This window comes from Gluconacetobacter takamatsuzukensis (genome assembly GCF_014174275.1).
Lineage (GTDB): Bacteria > Pseudomonadota > Alphaproteobacteria > Acetobacterales > Acetobacteraceae > Gluconacetobacter > Gluconacetobacter takamatsuzukensis.
This window is the reverse complement of the sequence record NZ_JABEQK010000001.1, coordinates 350,077-372,135: the sequence shown is the minus strand read 5'-3', so window position 1 is coordinate 372,135 and position 22,059 is coordinate 350,077. Positions and strand designations below refer to the sequence as shown.

The window sequence follows — 22,059 nt, the reverse complement described above, 5'->3', positions numbered from 1 at the left end:
CCCCCCGCGGCAACCGCACGGCGATCCCCCGGATATGGGTACCGGGGTCGGAAAGCCTAGCATGACCGGCCGTCCGATGCACAGACCGCGCCCAACCCGCACGGCCCCGCCCGCCTAACGCGCGCGGGCCCGTCCGGTGCCACGGTCCGAAAGGATTATGATCGCCCCAAAGCGCGCGGCGCCCCGCACACCGCCGGGCCTTACGAAACGGCGGTCCGCGCCAGACAGGGCAGCACACGGGCCGCCTCGTACCACGCCGCCAGCGCCGGCCGGTCGCGCCGCCACGGATCGTCGGCAAAGCGCACATCCAGATACCCCAGCGCACAGGCCACCGACAGCCCGCCGATATCGATCGGCTCCAGCGCGGGCGGCGCGCTTTCCAGCCGGTCCAGGCTGCGCCCGACCGCCGCAAGCTGGCGCTGGACCAGCGGATGGTCATGCGCCAGCCCGGCCGGGATCAGCGTCCGGACCAGGATCGCGGCATCGGCCAGCCCATCGCCCAGCGCCTGCATCCGCAGCGCCCGGCGGCGCGCAGCACCCCCGGCGGGCACCAGCCGCCCGCCACCGGCCAGCCCGTCCAGGTAATCCACGATCACCCGGCTGTCGTACAGCCCCTCGCCGTCCGGCAGTTCCAGCGTCGGGATCTTGCACAGCGGGTTCGCCGCCAGCACCTCGGGCGGCGAGTCCGAAACCCGCACCACGATCTCGGTCAGCCGGGCCTCCAGGCCCAGCAGGATGGCGGCAGCCCGGACCTTGCGCGCATAGGGGCTGAGCGGAGCATGGTAGAGCTTCATCAGGGCGATATCCTCCGGCACTCTCTCGCGAACCGACCCCACCATACATCGCCCGTTACGGCGCCCCAATATCGGCGACGCGCATCAATGCGCCCGATCGGGCTCCCCCTCCCCATCAAGGCTGAGAATGTTCCGGGCAATCGTCTCCGTCGTCGCCAGCGTGGTGATCGTCCCGGTGCGCAACGCGGCCATGATGGCCACCAGCTTCGAACTCTCGCTTGCAATCGCGACGACATTGGGAATCCGCCGCAGATCCTCCAGCGACAGGCCGATCACCCGCCCCTGCATCGGCACATCGGCCGCCTGCCCGTCGATGGTGATGAAATCGTAGCCCATCATGTCGCCGACCGTGCCCGCCAGCTTGGCCGCGGCCACCTCCTGGGGCGAGAACCAGCCCATCCGGACCATGTTGCTCTCCTCGCTGACATCGCCGATCCCGATCAGCGCCACATCGGCCCGCTGCGCCCGGTGCAGCGTGCGCCGCACCACGTCGTTCTGCATCAGCGCCCGCCGGATCCCGGGGTCCGCCACCAGCGCCGGCGCATACAACGTCTCGCTCTCGCCGCCGAACCGGGCCGCCAGCCGCCGGCAAATATGGTCCGAGCTCATATATTCGCCCGCCCGCGTCGACCCGCCGATCGCCGAGACGAACATGATCTCGCGCGCCACCGGGGTCCCCACCTGGTCGGCAATCGCCGCCACATTGCGCCCCATGCCCACCGCCACGATCATCTCGTCCCGCAGGATGCTTTCCAGATACGATGCCAGCAGGGCGGCAACCCCGTCGCGCTGCGCCTCCTGGTCGCGCTGGTCCACGGCCGTCAGCAGCCGCTCGAGCCTGAAGCGCCGGCGGAATTCCTGCTCCAGCTCGGCCGACGCGGCCGGCCGCGTCCGCACGCGGATCTCGACGATCCCTTCCTCCCGCGCCCGCTTCAGCAACTTGCTGATCGTGGGCCGCGACAGCGCGAAACGCCGCGACAGATCCTCCTGCGTCACCTGCTCGAGGTAATAAAGCGCCGCGATTTCCGTAAGCTGATCGGGCGAGATCTCCACGCGCGCGCCCCTGCGCGCCTCCCCGCTGCCCCGCGCCCCCTCGTCGGGGGCCGGGGCCGGGGGCGGCAAGGCACCGGCCGGGCGGTCAGTCTCGTCCTTCATGCGTTCATGCGGAAAGAAGGCCCTCATAATGCGCAATGCGGTCGACCTTCTGCGCCGACGCCCCATTGCCGAACTCGGATAGCAGGTACGCACGCACGATGCACTTGGCAAGTTCGGGCCCGACGACCCGGGCGCCGAGCGTGATGATCTGCGCGTTATTGCTCTTCATCGCCCGCTCGGCGGAATAGGTGTCATGGGCCTGCGCGGCCCGCATCCCCGGCACCTTGTTGGCGCTGATGGCAACCCCGATGCCGGTCCCGCACAGCAGGATGCCCCGCTCGTGCTGCCCCGCCATGATCGCCTTCGCGACCGTGACCGCGATATCGGGATAAAGCACAGGCTGGTCGCCGAACGTCCCGTAATCCGTGACCTCGTGCCCCTCCTCCCTCACCGCGTCCCTGATGATGTCCTTGAGTGTAGTGGCCGCCTCATCGCAGCCGATGGCGATTCTCATCCCGTCCTCCCTACCGCTGTCCCGCCGGTACCGACCCGGGGATCGCGTCCCGCCACTCTTGCGTGGGCCACCACACAAATGCAAATCAAAACGCACAAATGTTCCAGCCGTTAAGCCCAATGTCAGCGCCGACATGAATGATTTCACAGATTAGTGATACCGTTTCGGCCAGAAACTGTGCGTTAATCGCCTGAACGCCGATCGGGCCCGCTAAAAGACCCCAATCCACAAGAGCACAAATGTTCCTTATCGTAATTTTTCGTTCAGAACCATCTGAGTAAGAGCCTGCCTGACCAGGCGACCTGCCGGGCGGATTGCCGTGCAGACAGGATCTCAAAATAACGACGGGCCGGCCCATACCGTCCGCGAGCATCGGGGAAATCCCATGAACACCATCGATCCCAAGTCCCGCTCCATTCCCAAGCTGGACCGCATCTTCAACAGTCCCGACCATATCGTCGAAGATGCCGTCCGGGGTTATCTCCTGGCCCACCCCAACATCCTGGCCGCGACCGACAATCCGCGCGTCGTCCGCCGGCGCGAGGGCAGCCCGGTGCGCAAGGTCGGCGTCATCACGGGCGGCGGCTCGGGTCACGAGCCCGCCTTCCTCGGCTATGTCGGCACCGGCATGCTCGATGCCGCCGCCATCGGCGAGATCTTCTCCTCCCCCACCGCCGCAAGCTTCCTCGACGCGATGCGCGTGGCCGACATGGGGGCGGGTGTCGCCTGCCTGTTCGGCAATTATGCCGGCGACACCATGAACGTCCGCCTGGCCATGAGCGACGCGGCACGCGAAGGCATCACCGTCGGATCGGTGGTGGCGAATGACGACGTCGCCTCCGCGCCCAGGCAGGATGCCGCCCGCAGGCGCGGCGTCGCCGGCGAAATCCTGATGTGGAAGGCCGGCGGCGCCCGCGCGGAAGAAGGCGGCTCGCTCGAAGACGTCCTGGCCGCCGCGCAGAAGGCCATCGACAACACGCGCTCCATCGGCGTGGGCCTCTCCCCGTGCACGATCGTCGCCAACGGCCACCCGAACTTCACCATCGATGCCGGGACCATGGAAGTCGGCATCGGCCATCATGGCGAGCCGGGCGTCGAAGTCCGCCCGCTGGAACGCTCGCGCGAGATCGCGCGCATGATGTGCGACCATGTGCTGGCCGACCTGCCGTTCGCGGCCGGCGACGATGTCGTCGTCCTGCTCTCCGGCCTCGGCGCCACCCCGATCATCGAACTCTATGTGCTCTTCGCCGACGTGGCGGACATCATGAAAGAGCGCGGGATCGAAATCCGCCACAGTTTCGTGGGCAATTTCTTCACGTCCCTGGAAATGAAGGGCGCAACCCTCACGGTCATGAAGCTCGATGCCGAGCTGGACCGGCTGATGTCCCACCCCACGCACTCGATCGGCCTCACCCGCATCGGCACCTTCTACACCGCCCCGCCGGTCGAAGCCCCCGCCATCGCCGCCGCGACGCAGGCCGATGTCGAAAACGTCTTCGCCGCCGAAAAATACAGTGCTGCCCACGGTATTCCCGTGGGCGATACAAGCACGGTCATCCCCGCCCTGGTCGATGCGATCGTCGGCGCCCGCGACTGGCTGAGCGAAATCGACGGCAAGATCGGCGACGGCGATCACGGCATCAACATGGCCAAGGGCTTCGAACGCTGCGGCCAGGCGCTCGGCGCCAACCCGCCGCCGCTCCAGGAAGCGCTGCAAATCCTCTCCGACTCCCTCCTGGCCGGAATCGGCGGCTCCATGGGCCCGCTCTACGGGCGCTTCTTCGCCGGCATGGCCCTGCCGCTCGCCAACACCGATTATATCGACGCCCGGGTCTTCGGCCTCATGCTCGACGGCGCCGAAGCGGGCATCCGCTCGCTGGGCAACGCCGATGTGGGCGACAAGACGCTCATGGACACCCTCGTCCCCGCCGTCCGAGCCTGCCACGCTGCCGAGGCCCAGGGCCTGAAGGCCGCGCTGGCCGCCACCTCGGCCGCTGCCGAAAAAGGCCGCGATTCCACCATCGACCTCGTCGCCCGCATCGGCCGCGCCAGCCGCCTGGGCGAGCGCTCGCGCGGCGTCCTCGATGCCGGCGCCACCTCCTGCTGCCTGATCCTGCAAACGCTGGCCGAGGCCCTGGCAAGGATCGACGCGGCCTGACCGGCGTCTCCAGGAAAAACGCCCGGCAGGAAACACCAACGATACAGTCACCATAAATAAAAAAAATGCCTTCACGGCTCGCCATGCGTCCACGCATGCGGGCCATAGAACCGGGGCAAGAAAAATGGCTGGAACCATCACACATCCCGTCCGTCCCGAGGACGAAATCCCCGCCGAGGAGCGCCCGCGCACCGCGATCGGGCGACTTCTCATCGGCATCGGCATGCCGCCGTCGCTGGCATGGGGCTTCATCGGCCTGCTGATCTTCATGTCCGGCGACGGCGTGGAAAGCGGCTATCTCTCCTCCTATCTCGTCGGCACAGGCCTGACGGAACATGACGTCGCCCTGCTCTTCACCATCTACGGGCTCAGCGCCGCCATCTCCGCCTGGCTGTCCGGTGCCTTGTCCGACCTCTGGGGCGCCCGCCGCGTCATGATGACGGGGCTGGCCATCTGGGTCGTCTTCCAGGTCGGATTCCTGGCCTTCGCGCTACCGTCCCATTCCTACCCGCTGATGATCCTTTTTTACGGCATCAGGGGATTCGGCTATCCGCTCTTCGCCTTCGGCTTCCTGGTCTGGGTCGTCACGTCGGTCCATCCCCGCCGCCTCGGCTCCGCCGTCGGCTGGTTCTGGTTCTGCTTCACCGGCGGCATGCCCACACTCGGCTCGATGTTCGCGCGGGCAGCCATTCCATGGATCGGCTCGATCTACACGCTGTGGAGCGCCCTGCTGCTGGTCCTGCTGGGCGGCGCAATGGCGCTGGTCGGCATCCGCGAGGCCCACGGCAACCGGCACGCGCCGGGCGCCGAAAAACACCCGCTGCGCACCCTGCTCGCCTCGCTCTCCATTGCCTGGACCCGGCCGAAAGTCGGCCTCGGCTGCATCGTCCGCGCCATCGACACCTCCGCCGAATTCGGATTCCTCGTGTGCCTGCCGATCTATTTCATGCACGACCTGCATTTCAGCCTCAGCCAGTGGCTGCTGGTCCTGCAGGCGATCTTCGTCTCGAACGTGATCTGGAACCTGCTGTTCGGCATCCTCAGCGACTGGCTGAGCTGGCGCGGCACGGTAATGATCGGCGGCGGCATCGGCTCGGCCGTCAGCACCATGCTGCTCTACTGGTGCCCGACCTGGTTCGGCCCGGAGCATATCATGCCCACCCTGTTCGCCGGCGCGCTCTACGGCATGACGCTGGCCGCCTATGTCCCGCTCTCCGCGCTGATGCCCTATCTCGCGCCAGACGACAAACCCGCCGCCATGTCGCTGCTCAATCTCGGCGCCGGCGCCAGCGTCTGGATCGGCCCGGCCGTGGTCTACCTGGTCGAGCCCTCGTTCGGAATCTTCGGCGTCATGGTGGTCTACGCCGCGATCTACGTGCTCAGCGCCATCCTGACCTGGTTCCTGACGCTGGAGCCCGACCTCCAGGCCGAACTCGACCGCGCAAGACGATCCCGGGCACCGGCGGTCCGCCCCCTGCCCCATGCCAGCCTCGCCGAGTGACCGGTCCGATCGAAAACGCGCAAGATCCATCGACAAGATCCATCAAGGACGATCCAGAATGAAACCGTTCTCCGACCTGTTCTCCCTGTGCAGCCGCACCGCCCTGGTCACGGGCGGCGCCTCGGGCATCGGCTTCGCCATCGCGCAACGCCTGGCCGAACAGGGCGCCCGCCTCTGCCTGGTCGACCGCAGCCCCGGCGTCAGGGACGCCGCATCCCGCCTCGGCACCGGCCATGTCGGCATCGAGGCCGACGTGACCGACGAAGCCGCGATCGCCCGGGCCTGCGCCGAGGCCACGGCACACGCCGGAAAGATCGACATCCTCGTCAACAATGCCGGAATCGCGCTGATCGCCCCGGCCGCCGAACTCAGCACCCAGGCCTGGGACACCACGCTGTCCATCAACCTGCGCGCACCGTTCCTCTTCGCGCGCGCCCTCGGCCCGCTCATGTGCGCCAACGGCTATGGCCGGATCGTCAACATCGCCTCCCAGGCGGCCCTGGTCGCGCTCGAAGGCCATGCGGCCTATACCGCCAGCAAGGCCGGCATCATCGGCCTGACAAAGACCCTGGCCTTCGAATGGGGCCCGCGCGGCGTCACCACCAACGCCATCTCGCCCACGGTCGTCGAGACCGAACTCGGCAAGCAGGTCTGGTCCGGCCCCGTGGGCGACGCCTTCCGCGCCCAGGTCCCCACCGGCCGCTTCGCCCAACCCGATGAAATCGCCTGCGCCGTCACCTACCTCGTCAGCGACGCCGCCGCGATGGTCAACGGCGAAAACCTCGTCGTCGACGGCGGCTACACGATCCGCTGACAGGCCGGCCGGGGAGGGTGGCCTTGCAGCCCCCTCTTACCGGAACCCGTCCTTCTCCCGCCGCAGCCGCGCGAACGTCGCCACGTCGGGCGCGCGCAGAAACGGGTTGGTCCGTTTCTCCACCCCCAGCCGCACCGGCACGGTCGGCCGGCCCTCGGCCCGCAGGCGGTCGATCTCGGCCACACGCTCGCGCAGCGCGTCGTTGCCGGGGTCGACCGCCTGCGCGAAGCGCGCGTTGGACTGGGTATATTCATGCCCGCAGCAGACCAGCGTCGCATCCGGCAGGGCGGCGATCCGCCGCAGCGAATGGAACATCTCCTCCGCCGTGCCCTCGAACAGCCGCCCGCACCCCAGGCTGAACAGCGTGTCGCCGCAGAACAGCGCCGGCGTCAGCGGAAAATAATAGGCGATGTGCCCGCGCGTATGGCCCGGCGTCTCCATCACGGTGCCGATGGCCCCCCCCAGCGTCACCCCGTCGCCGTCATTCACCGCCTGGTCCAGCATCGGCAGGCGGTAGGCATCGGCCGCCGCCCCGGTCACAATTGCCCCGTAGCGCTTGCGCAGGGCATCGGTCGCCGCCACATGATCGGCATGATGATGCGTCAGGAAAATCTGGTCCAGCCGCCCGCCGGCCGCGTCCACCGCCGCGACCAGGGGCGCCTCCTCGGCGGGGTCGACCAGCGCGGTGGCACCGCTTTCCTCGTCGCGCAGCAGCCAGGCGTAATTGTCGGCCAGGATCGGGACCGGGCGAATGGCAAGCACCATGATCTGTCTCCGTCTCGTACGCGGCGCCAGGGCGCCCCGGCATCGTCCAACAGTTTGTGCTAATCCGGCGTGATGCAAGACGATATCTGCACCGCGGCCCGTTTCTATGCCACCCGCGCGGGCGAGAACACCGCCCGGCTGCTGCGGCATCGCATGCAGGCCTTCTGGCCCCGCACCGGCAACGACCGGATCCTGGGCCTGGGCTACACCCAGCCCTTCCTGCCGCTCTGGGCCCAGCCCGACGGCACGCCCTGTATCTCGGCCCGCATGAACACGCCCGTCACGCGTGAAGCACCCGCCACGGCGCCCGAGGGCGTGCGCGACTGCGTGGTGGCCGAAGACCGCCTGCCCTTCCCCGACTTGTCCTTCGACCGCGTGCTGCTGGTCCACGCGCTGGAAATCACCGACCGGCCCGACGCGCTGATCCGCTCGGTGTGGAAGGTCATGAAGGATCACGGCCGCCTGCTGCTGGTGGTCCCCAACCGCGCCGGCTGGTGGGCCCATTCCGACGGCACGCCCTTCGGCCAGGGCGAACCCTTTTCCGCCCGCCAGATCGCGCGCCGCCTGTCGCAGGCCCTCCTCTGCGCCGAACGCCACGACGGCGCGCTGTTCATGCCGCCGCCGGGCGCCGGCTACCGGCGCGCCGGCACGCTGGCCGAAAATGCCGGCCACATGCTGCTGCCCCAGCTGGGCGGCGTCTTCGTCATCGAGGCGGTCAAGGACGTCTATTCCGGCGTCCCGGCGGCCACCGCGCCGGCCCTGATCCGCGCGCCGCGACGGATCTACGAACCCGGCTGACCGGCTCCCCGATCCATGCCACACTGGCCGCAACGCTTGACCCCATCCCCCGCAAACTCCATGAAGCTCGGTCCATGTCCCTGATCCAGTCCATCAAGCTCGTCCTCGCGCGGCCGCATCCGGCCGCCCGTCCCTTTCTTCTGGCGTCGGGTGCCACCGCCCTGGCGGCCCGGCTCCTGCCCTGGCGCCCGGCCCGCTGGGTCAGCCACGCGGCGGGGCTGTTCTTCGGCTTCTGCCTCTATTTCTTCCGCGACCCCCAGCGCGTGCCGCCGGCCGACCCGCACCTGGCGGTCGCCCCCGCCGACGGCCGCGTGGTGTCGGTGGAAAAGATCGCCCCCCCGGCGTCGCTGGACATGGGCGACGCCCCCGTGTGGCGCATCGCCACCTTCCTCTCGGTGCTGGACGTGCACGTCAACCGCATGCCCGCCGCCGGAACCGTCACCCGCGTCGCCTACCATCCCGGCCAGTTCCTCAACGCCAGCCTCGACAAGGCGTCCGACCTGAACGAGCGCAACGCCCTGCGCCTGACGCTGGAAGACGGGCGCAACCTCGCGGTGGTCCAGATCGCGGGCCTGATCGCCCGCCGCATCCTGTGCGACGCCGAGGAAGGCATGACCTACGAGGCCGGCGAGCGTTTCGGCCTCATCCGCTTCGGGTCGCGCACCGACCTGTACCTGCCGCCGGGCGTGGAACCGCTCGTCACGGCCGGGCAGACCATGATTGGCGGCGAAACGGTCATGGCGCGTCTCTGATCCCGATGGCGCTGCCCGACATCCCCCCGGCCTCCACTCCCGTCCCGCCCCGTCGCCGCCGCCGGCTGATCCGCAGGCGACGGCCCCGCGTCCGCGGTCCGTCCTTCAACCGGCTGATCCCCAACATCATGACGATGCTGGGCCTGTGCGCGGGGCTGACGGGCATGCGCTTCGCGCTCGACGGCCGGTTCGGCGACGCGGCGGTGGCGCTGCTGATCGCCGCGTGCATCGACGGGCTGGACGGCCGGATCGCCCGCCTGCTGCGCGGCACCAGCCGCTTCGGCGCGGAATTCGACAGCCTGTCCGATTTCCTGTGCTTCGGCGTGGCGCCGGGCTTCGTCCTGTATCTGTGGGCCCTGCGCGATGCCGGGCGCTACGGCTACCTGCCCTGCATCATGTTCACGGTGTGCATGGCGCTGCGCCTGGCGCGCTTCAACGCCAGCCTGGACGATACCGACAAGCCCAAATACGCCAGCAATTTCTTCACCGGCGTCCCGGCACCCGCCGGCGCCGGGCTGGCGCTGTTTCCGCTGTTCCTGGGGCTGGAGGCGCACAAGCTGGGCTGGAACCAGCTCTACGACCTCACGCGCCTGCCCATCCTGCCGGCGCTGACGCTCAGCGGCACCGCGTTCCTTCTGGTGTGCACGCTGCCCGTCTGGTCGTTCAAGAATTTCAAGGTCCCGTCGGCCTATGTGCTGCCGCTGATGCTGGGCACCGGCGCCTACGCCGCCGTACTGGTCGCCGATCCGTGGGGCGCGCTCGCCGCCGCCGGCGTGATCTACATCGCCCTGCTCCCCCTCAGCCGCCGCAGCTTCCACCGCCTGAAGCAGGAGGCCCTGGCCCTTCAGGCCGAGGAAGACAATCCCGACACCCCCAGCAGCCCCGCCAGCCCGGCCACGATGGACGCCGGCGAAGGCGGGCAGCCGGGGATCGACGCATCCAGCGGCGCCCGCCCCTCAAGCCCGCCCAGAACCGCATAATTTTCCCCGAACGGCCCGCCATCGATCGCGCAGGCCCCCACGGCGACCAGCGCCCTGGGGTCGGGCATGGCATGCCATGCCGTCTCCAGCACCGGGGCCATGGCGCGGGTCAGCGGCCCGGTCACCAGCAGCACGTCGGCCAGGCGCGGCGTGGTCACGAAGCGCAGCCCCGTCGCCGACAGCGCATAGGCCGCGCCATCCAGCGCCGCGACCTCCATCGCGCAGCCCTCGCATCCCCCTGTATCCACGTGAAACACTGCCATCGGCCCCACGGAAGGCAGACGGATGGCGGGCCGGAATCCCCGCGTCAGAATCGCCCGCAGCAGCGCCAAGCCTCGTCCCCCGCCTAAAGATCCGCCCCGGCGGCCGACAGGCCGAACGAGCGCACGATCATCTCCACATCCTCGGCCCGCGCCCCCGCCAGCACATGCTCCAGAGCACAGGCCTGGGCCAGCGCCGGGTCGCAGGCATGCGCCGCCACAACCCGGTCCCCGGCCATGCGTACCCAATACCACACCGCCCCGCGCGGCCCCTCGGCAAACCCCACACCCTCGCCGGCACCAGGCGCCACCCGCCCAACGACCGGCGCACTGTCCAGGGCGGCCCGCAGCAGCCGCGCAACGCCGCCCAGTTCCGCCAGCCGCAGATCGATGCGCGCCGCCACGTCGCCCCCGCGCCGCACGCCGCTATCCAGCCACTCGCGCCGATAGCCCGGCACCAGCCGCCGCAGATCCTCCTCCCGCGCCGACGCCCGGCCGGCAACGCCGCCCACCCCCAGCGTCCGTGCCGCCGACTGCCCCAGCACGCCGATGCCGGCAATGCGCGCCTCCAGCCCCGGCCAGGCCCGGCAGCGCACCAGCCCGTCCCGCCCAGCCTCCAGCAACTCCGCCACCCGGGCGCCGAGGGCCGCCGCCGCGTCATCCATCGCCGGGTCCCCCGCCCCGCCGGGGCTCACCCGGTCCATCAGCAGCCGATGGCCGCCGATCCGGCCGCACGGCTCCAGGATCGCCTCGCGCAGCCGCTCGCATTCCGCCGCCAGCGCCGTCCCCCCGGCCGCCCGCGCCACGCGCGACACATCATGCAGATGCGTCGCCGCCCGCTCGATTTCCGCCAGCAATACGCGCGTCCGCACGGTCCCTGCATCGGCGGCCTGCCCCGTCGCATCCTCGATCGCCCGGCACAGCGCCGATTGATGCGCGACCGACGCCCCGGCCGCTGCCCGCCCGGCCAGACGCACGGCACCTTCCGCCTCCAGCCCCACCAGCCGCGCCACGATCCCCCGATGCGCATAGCCCAGCCGCCACTCGGCCTGCCCGACCATGCCCAGCCCATCCAGCGCCAGGCGCAGATGGGCCGGCGTGCGGTGGCCGCCATCGGCCGGCCCGCTCCCCCGGATCATGTGGTCCGCCGGCACCCGCCGAAAATCCGGCGGATCGGGCGGCCACGCGGCGGGGCCCGGCCGCGCGCTCAGCGGCCAGGTCGCCGTCCACAGCCCCTGGTCCAGCCACGGGCGCGAATCCCGCGCATCCATCGCCGACCATCCCCACAGATCCTGCACGCAGCGCTCGAACGGCCCCGCCGCCGGCCGCACGGGGGACAGGCCCAGATAGCGGCCGCCATACGGTTCGACACTCGCCACCAGCGGCCGCTCCCCGCCATCCAGAAACAGCGCATGCACATCCCGCCCATCGGCCCACAGGGTCGCGAACGGCAGCGGATCGTGCCCCAGCGCCCCCGCCAGTTCGTGCCAGCCTTCCTCATCCAGCCGAAAGCGCCATGCCCCCGCCTCGGCCTCCCCCCGCCGGATCAGCGCGGCGGCGGTGCGCGGCGCCGCATCGGGTTCGGCCCGGATCATCATCGCCACCCCCGCAGCACCAGCATCACAAGACCAGCCAGCAACAGCGCGGCTACCCCCCGCCCCAGCCAGCCGGTCCCGAACACACCCTTCACCGGCAGCGGGCTGCCGACCGCAACCCCGACCGCGACGGGCAGCACCAGCAGCGGCGCCGTCTCGCACAGGGCAACCAGCGTCAGCACCAGCCCCCCGAACGGCAGCAGCGGCGCATGCACCAGGGCCACCACCGCTCCCTCCCGCGCCAGAGGCCCCAGCAGCGCGACCGACAGCAGCAGCGCCACCAGCCCAGCCTGCCCGGCCCCGCCGCCAGCCCCGGCCGCCACCGCGGCCAGCCCGATCGCCAGCCCCACCGACAGGCGGCCACGCCGCGCCTCGGGGGCCACGCGGATCGACAGCGCCATCAGCCACAGCGTCACCAGCCCCAGCGCCATCACCCCCATCGGGTCAGGCCCCTCCGCCAGATGACGCAGCACCGGAATCGCCGTCATGACCGGCGCCAGGGCCATGGGCGCCGCCGCCTCGCCGGCCGCCAGCACGACCGGGGCCGCCGGCCCCAGCCCGGCCACGGTCCCCAGCCCGACCGTCAGCAACAGGCCACCCAGCCCCTCCAGCCGCCCCGCCGCGTCCGATGCCGCCAGCAGCGCCGCACCGGGCACCGCCAGCAGGATGCCCGACAGGCTCAGGCGAAACAGGTCCCACCCCGCCCGCGCCGCCCCGCGCGTCACGGCGGTCGCCAGCGCCACCAGCATCGCCACGCCTCCGACCGCGACGGCGCCCGACAGCGGATCGGCGCAGGCGGTCGCGACGACCGCGCCACCGGCCAGCCCATGGGTCAGCACGCGCGCGCCCTGCCGCGCCGGTGCCGCATCGGCCGCCAGGCTGGACAGAAACAGCGCCACCAGCGGCAGCGGCAGCAGAAGCCCCAGCGGACCGGGCGGCACGGCAAACGGCGTCGCCGGCCACACGCTGCGCGACGCCACCGCCAGCACGGCCAGCACCAGCCCGATCCCCGAAAGGCCTGTCGCCGCCGCCCGCGCCGAGGCCGGCGAACACGCGGCCAGCACGCCCATCGACAGAAACGGCCAGCACAGGGCCAGCGGCATCAGCACCGGCAGCGAGAGCAGCGGCGACGAAACGACAGCCATGCTCACGTCGCCTCCCGCCCCCAGGCAATGCGCCGCAGGCATACAAAGGCCACCAGCAGCAGCGCCACCTGCAAGGCAATGGCGCCCGCCAGCACCGCATCCCGCCCGGCCAGGCCGGCCAGCAGCATCAATCCATTCACCGCCGCCGCCAGCCCCGCGCATTGCCCCACGACGGACCGCCGGACGGCGGCCGCCAGCACACCGCACAGAATGGCCACCAGCGCCGCAATCAGGTCCGGCCGCGCCACGGCATCGACCAGGCCGCGCGGCACCGCCAGCACGGCCAGGATCGTCAGCATCAATCCGCCACCCACCCCCGATATCCGCTCCCCCGGCACCGGCGGCCGGTCCTCCAGCCGCCCCAGCCCCCAGACCAGCGGCACCGTCCCCGCCACCACGAACAGGGAAGCCAGACAGGGGCGCACCAGCGCGCCACCGTCCAGTGCCGCCGCCAGCAGCGTCAGCACCACCAGCCCGGCCTGCCAGGGCAACGCCCCCCGCAGGCCCGACAACACGACAGACGCCGCAATCAGCAGCCCGGGCAGCGGCGAGGCCATCATGCCACCTCCTGATCCGCGAACAGCACCACGACCGCCAGCGTCGCAAACAGCAGCGCCAGCACCAGCCGTCCCCGCGTCCCGCGCGCCGAGCCCATCACCACCACCCGCGCCGCGACGATCCCGGCACAGATCACCCCCGTCCGCGCCAGCCACGCCGCCACGGCGCCCGGCAGCGAGATCGCGGGCGGCAACAGGGCATCGGCCTGCGGCACCGCCAGCCCACCGGGCCAAGCCAGGTCGCCCGCCAGCGTGATCCAGCCCATCAGCACCAGGTCCCGCGCCAGTTCCATCGCGGCCCGGCCGCGCCCGCCCAGATCGACCATCATGTCCGCCGCGCGCACGTCATCCCCCGGCCCCACATCCGGCCCGGCCAGCAGCAGGGCAAGGGCCAGCAGCATCGCCGACACCCGCCCGCCCCCCATATCCGGGTCGCGCAGGCGCACCAGCAGGGCATCGATCCCGCCATGCCCGCTCGCCATCACCGCCGCCGCCACCGCCAGCGGAAAGACCGCCTGCATCGCCGCCAGCGCCGTCACGTCCCCCGCCGCCGCCAGCCCGGCCCGCGCCCCGCCCGGCTCCAGCGCCGCCAGCAGCGGCAGCAGGCGCGCCAGCACCAGCAGGCCCGAAACCGTCAGCAAATCCGAAAGCCCACCCCCCGGCAGGCCGAGCGCGAAGGACGGCACCAGCACGCAGGCCGCCAGCGCGACCGCCAGCGCCGCCCCGGGCACGATCTCGGCCCCGCCGGCGGCCCGCACCCCATGCCGGCGCGCGCAGGACAGGATCAACCGCCACCGCCCCAGCACCGGCACCCGCTCCGCACCCCCCGCCCGCGCCATCCCCGCCGCCAGCAGCCCCCGCGCAAGGGGCGCACAGGCCACCATCAGCACAAGATGCACCAGCAGCAGCACGCACCCCGCCACCGCCGCCGAGACCATCGCCCACGACACCATCACGAACGGCCCCACATCCGGACCAGCGCCGCCACGGCCAGCCACAGCAGCACCAGCCCCATGGCATGGCGCGACACCCAGCCCACCCCTGCCTCCGCCCCCGTCAAAACCCGGCGGGCCACCACCCGCGTCCGCCGCGCCACGCGCCGCACGCCATGCCGGGCAGGCCGCGCCCCCGCCACGCTCCAGCCCAGCGCCCCGGTCAACTGCGCCGGCCCGACCTGCGCCGCCGGCTCGCCGAACGGCATCCAGGGCGGCGACGGCGGCGCCCCCTCGGTCCAGGCCGCTACCGGGCGCGACGGCACGGTGCCGGCCAGGCGCGAGAGTGCCAGCACCAGCCCCCCCGCCAGCGCCAGCAGCACGGCGATACCGACCGGATACACCGCCCCGCCGCCCCCCGGCGCCGCCAAGGCCAGCCAGTCCGGACGCGCACCCAGCGGAATCGCACCCCGCAGGCCGGCGGCATCCCATCCCGCACCCCGCGTCAGCCACAGCCACAGGCCGGGCACCAGCACCATGACCATGGACCCACCCAGGCACGCCGCCGGCACCGCCAGCCGCCCCGCCACCGGGTCGGTCGCCCCGGCCGCGCGCGGCGTACGCGGCCGCCCCAGCACCAGGCCGGACAGCAGGCGCACCGCCGCGAGGATCAACAGCCCGCACACCAGCCCCACCCCGGCCAGTGCCGCCAGCAACGGCATCGCCCCCACCAGCCCCTCGGCACGCGGCAGCGCCAGCAGCGACTGGACCAGCAGCCAAGTGACCGCAAACCCGCCGGAGGGCGGCAGCGCACAGGCCCCGGCCAGCGCCATGACCAGCAGGCACGACGCTTTCGGCATCAGCGCCGCCAGCCCGCCGGCCCGCGTCAGCCGCAGCGAGCCCGCGGCTTCGGCAATCTCCGCCAGGATCAGGATCGCGGCCAGAAACGCCATCCCGACCCCACCCGCCAGAAGCATCAGGGCACGAAACGCTCCCAGCGCCAGCAGCGGCAGATCATCCGCCCGCCCCGTCACCACCAGCCCCACCAGCAGCAGCGCCAGACCACCCCAGCCTCCCAGCATGCCGGCTGCCACACGCCCGGCATCGCGCGCGTTCAGCGCCCGCCCGCATCCCGCCAGGGCCAGCACCAGCCCCACAACGACCAGCCCACCACCCCACAGCGCCGCCACGGGCACCCGGGGCCAGTCGACCAGCATCCGCAGGGCCAGGCAGAGCCCCGCTACCCACCCGGCCAGATGCGCAACCCCCACGGGCGCGCCATGCCGCGCGCCGGCAAGCGGCCGCACCGACAGCCCCATCAATGCGGCAGCCGCCACCAGCGCCGGAACCGGCAACACGACCAGCCGCCAGTCCCGCGGGCCCGACAGCAGAGCCGTCGCCACCGCCACCCCGACACTCTCCCACCCCACCATCGCGCGCGGCACGACCGCACGCGCGCGCAACAGGGGCAGCAGGGCCGCCGCACCGATACAGAACAGGACAGGATTGCCGGTACCAACGGTCAGCGCCGCACCGGCCAGCACCGGCGTCCGCGCGCCCGAGGCCAGGCCGGCCACCGACAGGATCAGCACGAAGGGCAGCGAAAGCGCATCGACACGCAACAGGGCAGCCGGGCCGGCCAGGGAACCCGCCGCCGCAGGCAGGCAGGCCATCGCCAGGGCCAGCGCAAGGGCCAGCCCCCACCCCGCCCGGGCCACCTGGGGCGCCGCGAACCGGGGCATCAGGCCGTCCAGCAGCAGCACCGACAACACAAGCATGAGAATCAGCGGCAGGATGGCCCCATCCCCGAATCACGGGTCCGATCGAGCCCCCATCAAACCACGCCGCTCAGATCATGGCGAGAGGCACCTTGCGGCGCGGCGGCGGGATCGACCGGTCGATCGCCTCCAGATCCTCCGGCGTCAGCACCAGTTCGGTCGCCGCCACGTTCTCGCGCTGATGCTGCACGCTCCCCGCCTTGGGGATCGCCAGCATGCCCGGCTGCCGCAGCACCCAGGCCAGCGCCACCTGCGCCGGGGTCGCCGGCCCCAGGCTGGTCTCGTGCCGCGCCGCGATCCGCCCCAGCACCGGCTGGTGCAGCAGGTCGCCGCCCTGCCCCAGCGGCGAATAGGCCATGGTCACGATGGACCGGCGCCGGTCCGCCTCCAGCAGGTCGAACTCCACCCCCCGATAATCGAGGCTGTAGAGGACCTGGTTCGCCGCACAGGGCCCGGGCGAGGCGACGCGCGCCAGATCGTCCAGATCCCCGACATCGAAATTCGACACCCCCCACGCGCCGATCAGCCCCTCCCGCTTCAGCAGCTCGAAGGCCCCGATCGTCTCCTCCAGCGGCACCGCCCCCCGCCAGTGCAACAGGTACAGGTCGATCCGGTCGGTCCCCAGCCGCTTCAGCGATGCCCGGCAACTGCTCGCCACCCCGGCGCGCGAGGCATTGGACGGCAGAACCTTGGTGACGAGAAAGACCTCGTCCCGCCGGCCCGCGATCGCCTCGCCCACCAGCTTTTCCGACCGCCCGGCCCCATACATCTCGGCGGTGTCGACCACCCGCAATCCCAGGTCCAGGCCCAGCCGCAGGCTCGCGATCTCCTGCGCCCGGCGCTCGGCACTGTCGCCCAGCGCCCAAGTCCCCATGCCCAGCGCCGGCAGGCGCGTGCCGTCCGGAAACGTGACGGAATCGATCATGCCATCGATCATGCCGCGTGGTTCTCCTCGCAAGCGCCCGGGGCCGGCCCTAGCGTCCCCCCCGGGTCCATCCCTTCGCCTGCTGCCGCCAGTAGACAAGCGCGTGCCCGGCCTCCCGGGCACTGGTCCACCGCCGGCGGGCCGCTTCCACGGCCTCCGGGTCTCCCCCGTCGAACAGGTCGAACACCCGCTCGAACGCACCGGCGTCGGGGCAGTTCACCCCATCGATCAGGAACAGGTAGGTCGCCCCGTTCGGCACGTCCTCTCCCGCCGTCAGCCAGATGGGCTGCAACGGCCCATGCCCCATCGCCGCGCTGCCATGCGGCAGCCAGACCGGATCGGTGGCGCGCCACAGCGCCTCGTCCACCGCCTTCACCCGCTGCGCGTCGCCACAGCGCAGCACGGCACGCCGCCCGGCCTCCAGCGTCCGGCCCAGCAGGGCCGGCAGCGCCTGCTCCACGCCCGTCCGCGTCAGGTGATAGAATCCGATCTCCGCCATGGCGCGCCGCGACCCCGAATCAGCCCTCGTGATTTTCCCGCACGAAGCGCTCCAGCAGGCGCACGCCGAAACCCGTCGCCCCCTTGGGCGTGCAGTTCACGGTCTTCCGGGCCCAGGCCGTTCCCGCGATGTCCAGATGCGCCCACGGCACCTGGTTGACGAAATGCTCCAGGAACTTCGCCGCCGTGATCGACCCGCCCGGCCGGCCCCCGACATTCTTGAAATCCGCGATGTCGGAGCGCAGGGCCTCGCGATAGGCATCGGACAAGGGCATGCGCCACAGCAGCTCGCCCGTCTCCTCGCCCGCCGCCGCCAGCCGCCCGGCCAACGCGTCGTCGTTCGAGAACAGGCCGGCATATTCATGCCCCAGCCCGACGACGATCGCCCCGGTCAGCGTGGCCAGGTCGACCATCAGGCGCGGCTTGAAGCGCTCCTGCACGTACCACAGCACGTCGGCGAGCACGAGCCGCCCCTCGGCATCGGTATTGATCACCTCGACCGTCTGGCCCGAATAGGTCCGCACCACGTCGCCGGGGCGCTGGGCATTGCCGGCCAGCATGTTCTCCACCAGCCCGACCGCACCGACGACATTGACCTTCGCCTTGCGCCCGGCCAGCGCCGCGATCAGCCCCACCACCGCGGCGGCGCCGGCCATGTCGGTCTTCATCTCCTCCATGCCGCCCGCCGGCTTGATCGAGATCCCGCCGGAATCGAAGGTCACGCCCTTGCCGACAAAGGCCAGCGGCGCCGAATCGTCCCCGGCCCCGTTCCAGCGCATCAGCACCGTGCGCGGCGGCGCGTCGCTGGCCTGCGCGACCCCCAGCAGCGCGCCGAAGCCCAGTTCGGCCATCGCATCCCGGTCCAGGATCTCGACCTCCACCCCCAGCTCGCGCAGCGCCTCGATCCGGGTCGCGAATTCGGGCGGCCGCAGCACGTTCGCGGGCTCGCTCACCAGGTCGCGGGCCAGGCAGACACCCCGCGCCACGGCGGAAAGATCCACCCACGCCGCCTCGGCCCCGGCGGCGTCCGGGGTCAGGATCGTGACCTCGGTCAGGCGCCAGCGCGCATCCTCGGGCAGCCGGGTGTGGTAGCTGTCGAAGCGAAAGGCCGCCAGCGTCGCCCCCTGCGCGACATGGGCCACCAGCGCGGGCTCCACGCCATCGGCCGCGATCCGCGCCGCGCCCGTCAGCTTGCCCAGCGCCGTGACGGCGGCACCCGCCGCATTCTCGACGGCACTGGCGCCGATCTCGGCCGCCTTGCCCAGCCCGACCAGCAGGATACGGTCGAATCCGCCCCCCGGCGCCAGCAGCATGCAGGTCCGGCCGGCGCTGAACGTGAACGACGCGGCGCCCACCGCGCGCTCCAGCGCCCCGCCGGTCGCCCGGTCGGCAGCGAGGTACGAAGCCGGGCGCGGCCCATCCTCGGGCACCAGGATGGCCAGGACACCATCGACGGGAAGGGCGGCATCGGAAAAGCCGGTCTGCAACATGGCGCTGATACTCCGCAACGATCGGTCGGACAGGGTCGCGCCCCGGACCCTGGAACAGGTGCCGCAGCATGCCCCATGCGGGCGCGTCTGTCCAAAGCCCCCTCCGGCGCATGGCGCCCGAAAGGGCGGGAACACGAGAAAAGGCGCATGACGCGCGGCCGCGAGTAAGCTAATCCCATGAACCCATGAACCGTTCCTCCCTGCTTCTTCCCGGTGACGACACGCTGCTGGACCTCGCGACCCGGCTGGCCGCCGAGGCCGCCGAACTGATCCGCCAGATCCGTGCGCGCGGGTTCGAAACCGTGACCAAGTCCGATTCGTCCCCGGTGACCGAGGCCGATCACGCCGCCGAGGCCCATATCCTGGCCGGCCTGCGCGCCCTCGCCCCCACCATCCCCGTGATCGCCGAGGAAGAAGCCGCCGCCGGCGTGCGCATCGAGGCCGGCAACATGTTCTGGCTGGTCGACCCGCTGGACGGCACGCGCGAATTCGCGGCGGGGCGGGACGATTTCACCGTCAATATCGGCCTGGTCCGCGACGGCCGCGCCGTCCTGGGCGCGGTCGCCCTGCCGGCCTACCACCAGCTCTACGCGGGCCATGTCGCCACCGGCGCCTACCGCACGGACGCAACCGGCACCCACCCCATCCACGCCCGCACGGTCCCGCCCGAGGGGCTGACGGTGCTGGCCTCGCGCCATTATGCCGACGACCCGCGCCTGGCATCGTTCCTGGGCGGCCGGCGGATCGCCCACCTGGGCAATATCGGCTCCGCCGCCAAATTCATCCGCGTGGCCGAGGGCGCGGCCGACCTGTACCCGCGCCTGGGCACGACGATGGAATGGGACACCGCCGCCCCGCAGGTCATCGTCGAGGCCGCCGGCGGCACCGTCACCACGATGGACGGCGCAATGCTGCGCTACGGCAAGCCCGACTGGCGCAACCCGCACTTCGTCTGCGCCGGAAAGCGGGAGCAATCGGGCGCGTGACGCGTTATGATCCATGCCGGCAATGGCGACGAAACGGACGGGTAGAGAGGAACGGGTAGAGGGGAGATGACGGAACGTCTGGAAGCAAGCGACGCGGGCATCGCCCGCGCGGCCGACCTGCTGCGGGCGGGCGGCCTGGTGGCATTCGGGACCGAGACCGTCTACGGGCTTGGCGCCGACGCGACCAACGATACCGCCGTGGCCCACATCTTCGCCGCCAAGGAGCGTCCGCGCTTCAACCCGCTGATCAGCCATTTCCCCGATGCCGAGGCCGCGTTCGCCGAGGCCGTGCCCAACGATCTGGCCCGGCGCCTGGCCGACCGGTTCTGGCCCGGCCCGCTGACGCTGGTCCTGCCGCGCCAGCCGGGCGGCACGATCTCCGACCTCGCCGCCGCCGGCCTGCCGTCGGTGGCCGTCCGCGTGCCGCGCGGGGCGGTCACGGCCGCCCTGCTGCGCGCCACCGGCCGCCCGGTCGCCGCCCCCTCGGCCAACCTGTCCGGCAAGGTCAGCCCGTCCGACGCCTATCACGTCCTGCGCGGCCTGACCGGCCGCATCGACGCGGTGCTGGATTCCGGCCCCTGCCAGGTCGGGGTGGAAAGCACGGTCCTCGACCTCACGGGCACCGCGCCGATGCTGCTGCGCCCCGGCGGCGTCACGATCGAGGCCCTGGCCGAGATCTGCGGCCCGATCTCCCACCCCGACGATTACGCCGACACGCTGCCGGTCTCCCCGGGCCGGATGGAATCGCACTACGCCCCCTCCCTCCCGGTCCGGCTGGATGCGCAGGAAGTCGGCGCCGACGAGGCCCTGCTGGCCTTCGGGCCGGAACTGCCGGGGGCCGGGCTGGTGTGGAATCTCAGCCCCTCCGGCACGGTGGACGAAGCCGCGGCTCGCCTGTTCGCGGGCCTGCGCTTTCTCGACAGCGAGGGCGCGCGACGCGGCCTGACCCGCATCGCCGCCATGCCGATCCCGCGCGCCGGCCTGGGCCTGGCCATCCGCGACCGCCTGCGCCGCGCCGCCTCGCCCCGACCCGCATGATGCCGCACCCGTCCACAACCGCCTGCCCCAACCATCGTGATCCGCCGCCATGAGCGACAAACTCGATCCCAAGGAACTGAAGATCCTGGCGGATATCCTGGCCCTGGTCCTCGAGGACCATCCGGGCCAGTCCGCCAATGCGCTGGACGCCATCCGCAGCCGCGCCCGCCGCAACGGCATGACCGGCGGGGCGCTGAAAAACCTGTTCACCGCCCTCGCGCCCAACCCGCCGCCGCGTCCGCCGCCCCGCCCGCGCGCCTCGCGCGCCGCATCCGGCACCGCCGCGACCGAGGAAATGCAGGCCGCGCGCACCCGGATCGTGCAGTTGACCGAAAGCGTCAACCGGCTCGACCTCGACCTGCGCAGCGCCCGGGCCCGCAATGAGGAACTGCGGTCCCAGCTCTACCTGACCCAGCAGGCCAGGGCCGAGACCCAGGCCGCCCTGTCCGTGATGCGCGCGCGCCCCACCCCGCGCCGCCGCTCGGTCGTCGCCCTGGCCGTCGCCGTCGGCGCCCTGGTGGGCGCGATCGGCATGGGCATGGTGCGCGCGATGGACGTGCCGGCCGCCCCGTTCAGGACAACCGCCCTGAACTGATCGACGGCGGGCAGAGGCGAGACATTGCCATGCCCGCCATTCTGTCCCAAGACAGGCGGCACCCTCGCCCGCGCCGCGCATCCACCCCC

The 22,059-nt window shown here is 71.7% G+C and carries 21 protein-coding genes and 1 pseudogene; 9 read left to right on the top strand and 13 right to left on the bottom strand.

Features of this window, described 5'->3' with window-relative positions; genetic code table 11:
• Window positions 1-200: 200 nt before the first annotated feature.
• The 3 genes from HLH27_RS01670 to HLH27_RS01660 all read right to left on the bottom strand — a co-directional run bounded on the left by HLH27_RS01670 (window position 201) and on the right by HLH27_RS01660 (window position 2,403).
• The gene (locus HLH27_RS01670) at window positions 201-794 is read right to left on the bottom strand and encodes a glutathione S-transferase family protein (protein WP_182947340.1); all 594 of its coding nucleotides are present in this window, start codon (window positions 792-794) and stop codon (window positions 201-203) included.
• Between the two features lie 84 nt (window positions 795-878).
• Window positions 879-1,949, bottom strand: a complete 1,071-nt coding sequence (locus HLH27_RS01665) for a sugar-binding transcriptional regulator (protein ID WP_182947339.1) — start codon at window positions 1,947-1,949, stop codon at window positions 879-881.
• A 4-nt stretch (window positions 1,950-1,953) separates the two neighbouring features.
• On the bottom strand, window positions 1,954-2,403 hold the full coding sequence (locus tag HLH27_RS01660) for an RpiB/LacA/LacB family sugar-phosphate isomerase (protein WP_182947338.1): 450 nt from the start codon (window positions 2,401-2,403) through the stop codon (window positions 1,954-1,956).
• Window positions 2,404-2,788: 385 nt separating this feature from the next.
• On the opposite strand from HLH27_RS01660, the gene dhaL reads away from it, so the two are divergent.
• The 3 genes from dhaL to HLH27_RS01645 all read left to right on the top strand — a co-directional run bounded on the left by dhaL (window position 2,789) and on the right by HLH27_RS01645 (window position 6,876).
• Complete coding sequence (gene dhaL, locus HLH27_RS01655) at window positions 2,789-4,561, top strand: dihydroxyacetone kinase subunit DhaL (RefSeq protein WP_182947337.1); 1,773 nt, start codon at window positions 2,789-2,791, stop codon at window positions 4,559-4,561.
• A gap of 124 nt (window positions 4,562-4,685) precedes the next feature.
• Window positions 4,686-6,062: an MFS transporter gene (locus HLH27_RS01650; protein WP_182947336.1), complete on the top strand. Its 1,377-nt coding sequence runs from the start codon at window positions 4,686-4,688 to the stop codon at window positions 6,060-6,062.
• A 58-nt stretch (window positions 6,063-6,120) separates the two neighbouring features.
• Window positions 6,121-6,876: a GolD/DthD family dehydrogenase gene (locus tag HLH27_RS01645; protein ID WP_182947335.1), complete on the top strand. Its 756-nt coding sequence runs from the start codon at window positions 6,121-6,123 to the stop codon at window positions 6,874-6,876.
• Between the two features lie 36 nt (window positions 6,877-6,912).
• On the opposite strand, the gene gloB is transcribed toward HLH27_RS01645, so the two are convergent.
• On the bottom strand, window positions 6,913-7,641 hold the full coding sequence (gene gloB, locus HLH27_RS01640) for a hydroxyacylglutathione hydrolase (protein ID WP_182947334.1): 729 nt from the start codon (window positions 7,639-7,641) through the stop codon (window positions 6,913-6,915).
• A 72-nt stretch (window positions 7,642-7,713) separates the two neighbouring features.
• Between gloB and HLH27_RS01635 the strand changes: the two genes are divergently transcribed.
• From HLH27_RS01635 to HLH27_RS01625, 3 genes are all read left to right on the top strand, one after another.
• The gene (locus tag HLH27_RS01635) at window positions 7,714-8,439 is read left to right on the top strand and encodes a methyltransferase domain-containing protein (protein WP_182947507.1); all 726 of its coding nucleotides are present in this window, start codon (window positions 7,714-7,716) and stop codon (window positions 8,437-8,439) included.
• A gap of 74 nt (window positions 8,440-8,513) precedes the next feature.
• Entirely contained in the window at window positions 8,514-9,191 is a 678-nt protein-coding gene (locus HLH27_RS01630) for a phosphatidylserine decarboxylase (protein WP_182947333.1), read from the top strand.
• Window positions 9,192-9,196: 5 nt separating this feature from the next.
• Entirely contained in the window at window positions 9,197-10,171 is a 975-nt protein-coding gene (locus HLH27_RS01625; protein ID WP_246375307.1) for a CDP-alcohol phosphatidyltransferase family protein, read from the top strand.
• Here HLH27_RS01625 and HLH27_RS01620 read toward each other — a convergent pair.
• The 9 genes and pseudogenes from HLH27_RS01620 to HLH27_RS01580 form a co-directional block, all read right to left on the bottom strand.
• Window positions 10,063-10,503, bottom strand: a pseudogene (locus HLH27_RS01620) (NADH-quinone oxidoreductase subunit B family protein); the annotation flags it as partial. The gene HLH27_RS01625 and the pseudogene HLH27_RS01620 sit on opposite strands and share 109 nt — an antisense overlap.
• 14 nt (window positions 10,504-10,517) lie before the next feature.
• On the bottom strand, window positions 10,518-12,029 hold the full coding sequence (locus HLH27_RS01615) for an NADH-quinone oxidoreductase subunit D-related protein (RefSeq protein ID WP_246375305.1): 1,512 nt from the start codon (window positions 12,027-12,029) through the stop codon (window positions 10,518-10,520).
• Window positions 12,026-13,171 (bottom strand): hypothetical protein, encoded by a 1,146-nt coding sequence (locus tag HLH27_RS01610; RefSeq protein WP_246375303.1) that lies wholly within the window; start codon window positions 13,169-13,171, stop codon window positions 12,026-12,028. The genes HLH27_RS01615 and HLH27_RS01610 overlap by 4 nt, the downstream gene beginning before the upstream one ends.
• A gap of 2 nt (window positions 13,172-13,173) precedes the next feature.
• A complete protein-coding gene (locus HLH27_RS01605) occupies window positions 13,174-13,731 on the bottom strand; it encodes a hypothetical protein (RefSeq protein ID WP_182947331.1) in 558 nt (185 codons plus the stop codon).
• Window positions 13,728-14,684 (bottom strand): hypothetical protein, encoded by a 957-nt coding sequence (locus tag HLH27_RS01600; RefSeq protein WP_182947330.1) that lies wholly within the window; start codon window positions 14,682-14,684, stop codon window positions 13,728-13,730. Before HLH27_RS01600 ends, HLH27_RS01605 begins: the two co-directional genes overlap by 4 nt.
• On the bottom strand, window positions 14,681-16,438 hold the full coding sequence (locus tag HLH27_RS01595; protein WP_182947329.1) for a hypothetical protein: 1,758 nt from the start codon (window positions 16,436-16,438) through the stop codon (window positions 14,681-14,683). The genes HLH27_RS01600 and HLH27_RS01595 overlap by 4 nt, the downstream gene beginning before the upstream one ends.
• A 70-nt stretch (window positions 16,439-16,508) precedes the next feature.
• The gene (locus HLH27_RS01590; RefSeq protein ID WP_182947504.1) at window positions 16,509-17,363 is read right to left on the bottom strand and encodes an aldo/keto reductase; all 855 of its coding nucleotides are present in this window, start codon (window positions 17,361-17,363) and stop codon (window positions 16,509-16,511) included.
• Between the two features lie 49 nt (window positions 17,364-17,412).
• Window positions 17,413-17,862, bottom strand: a complete 450-nt coding sequence (locus HLH27_RS01585) for a DNA polymerase III subunit chi (protein ID WP_182947328.1) — start codon at window positions 17,860-17,862, stop codon at window positions 17,413-17,415.
• 19 nt (window positions 17,863-17,881) lie between these two features.
• Window positions 17,882-19,351, bottom strand: coding sequence for a leucyl aminopeptidase (locus HLH27_RS01580; RefSeq protein ID WP_182947327.1), 1,470 nt, complete (start codon window positions 19,349-19,351; stop codon window positions 17,882-17,884).
• Window positions 19,352-19,536: 185 nt separating this feature from the next.
• On the opposite strand from HLH27_RS01580, the gene cysQ reads away from it, so the two are divergent.
• The 3 genes from cysQ to HLH27_RS01565 all read left to right on the top strand — a co-directional run bounded on the left by cysQ (window position 19,537) and on the right by HLH27_RS01565 (window position 21,970).
• Complete coding sequence (gene cysQ, locus HLH27_RS01575) at window positions 19,537-20,337, top strand: 3'(2'),5'-bisphosphate nucleotidase CysQ (RefSeq protein ID WP_182947326.1); 801 nt, start codon at window positions 19,537-19,539, stop codon at window positions 20,335-20,337.
• 66 nt (window positions 20,338-20,403) lie between these two features.
• Window positions 20,404-21,375 carry an L-threonylcarbamoyladenylate synthase gene (locus HLH27_RS01570; RefSeq protein ID WP_182947325.1) on the top strand — a complete coding sequence of 324 codons (972 nt, stop codon included), beginning with the start codon at window positions 20,404-20,406 and terminating at the stop codon, window positions 21,373-21,375.
• A gap of 49 nt (window positions 21,376-21,424) precedes the next feature.
• The gene (locus HLH27_RS01565; protein ID WP_182947324.1) at window positions 21,425-21,970 is read left to right on the top strand and encodes a hypothetical protein; all 546 of its coding nucleotides are present in this window, start codon (window positions 21,425-21,427) and stop codon (window positions 21,968-21,970) included.
• The last annotated feature ends 89 nt before the right edge of the window (window positions 21,971-22,059 follow it).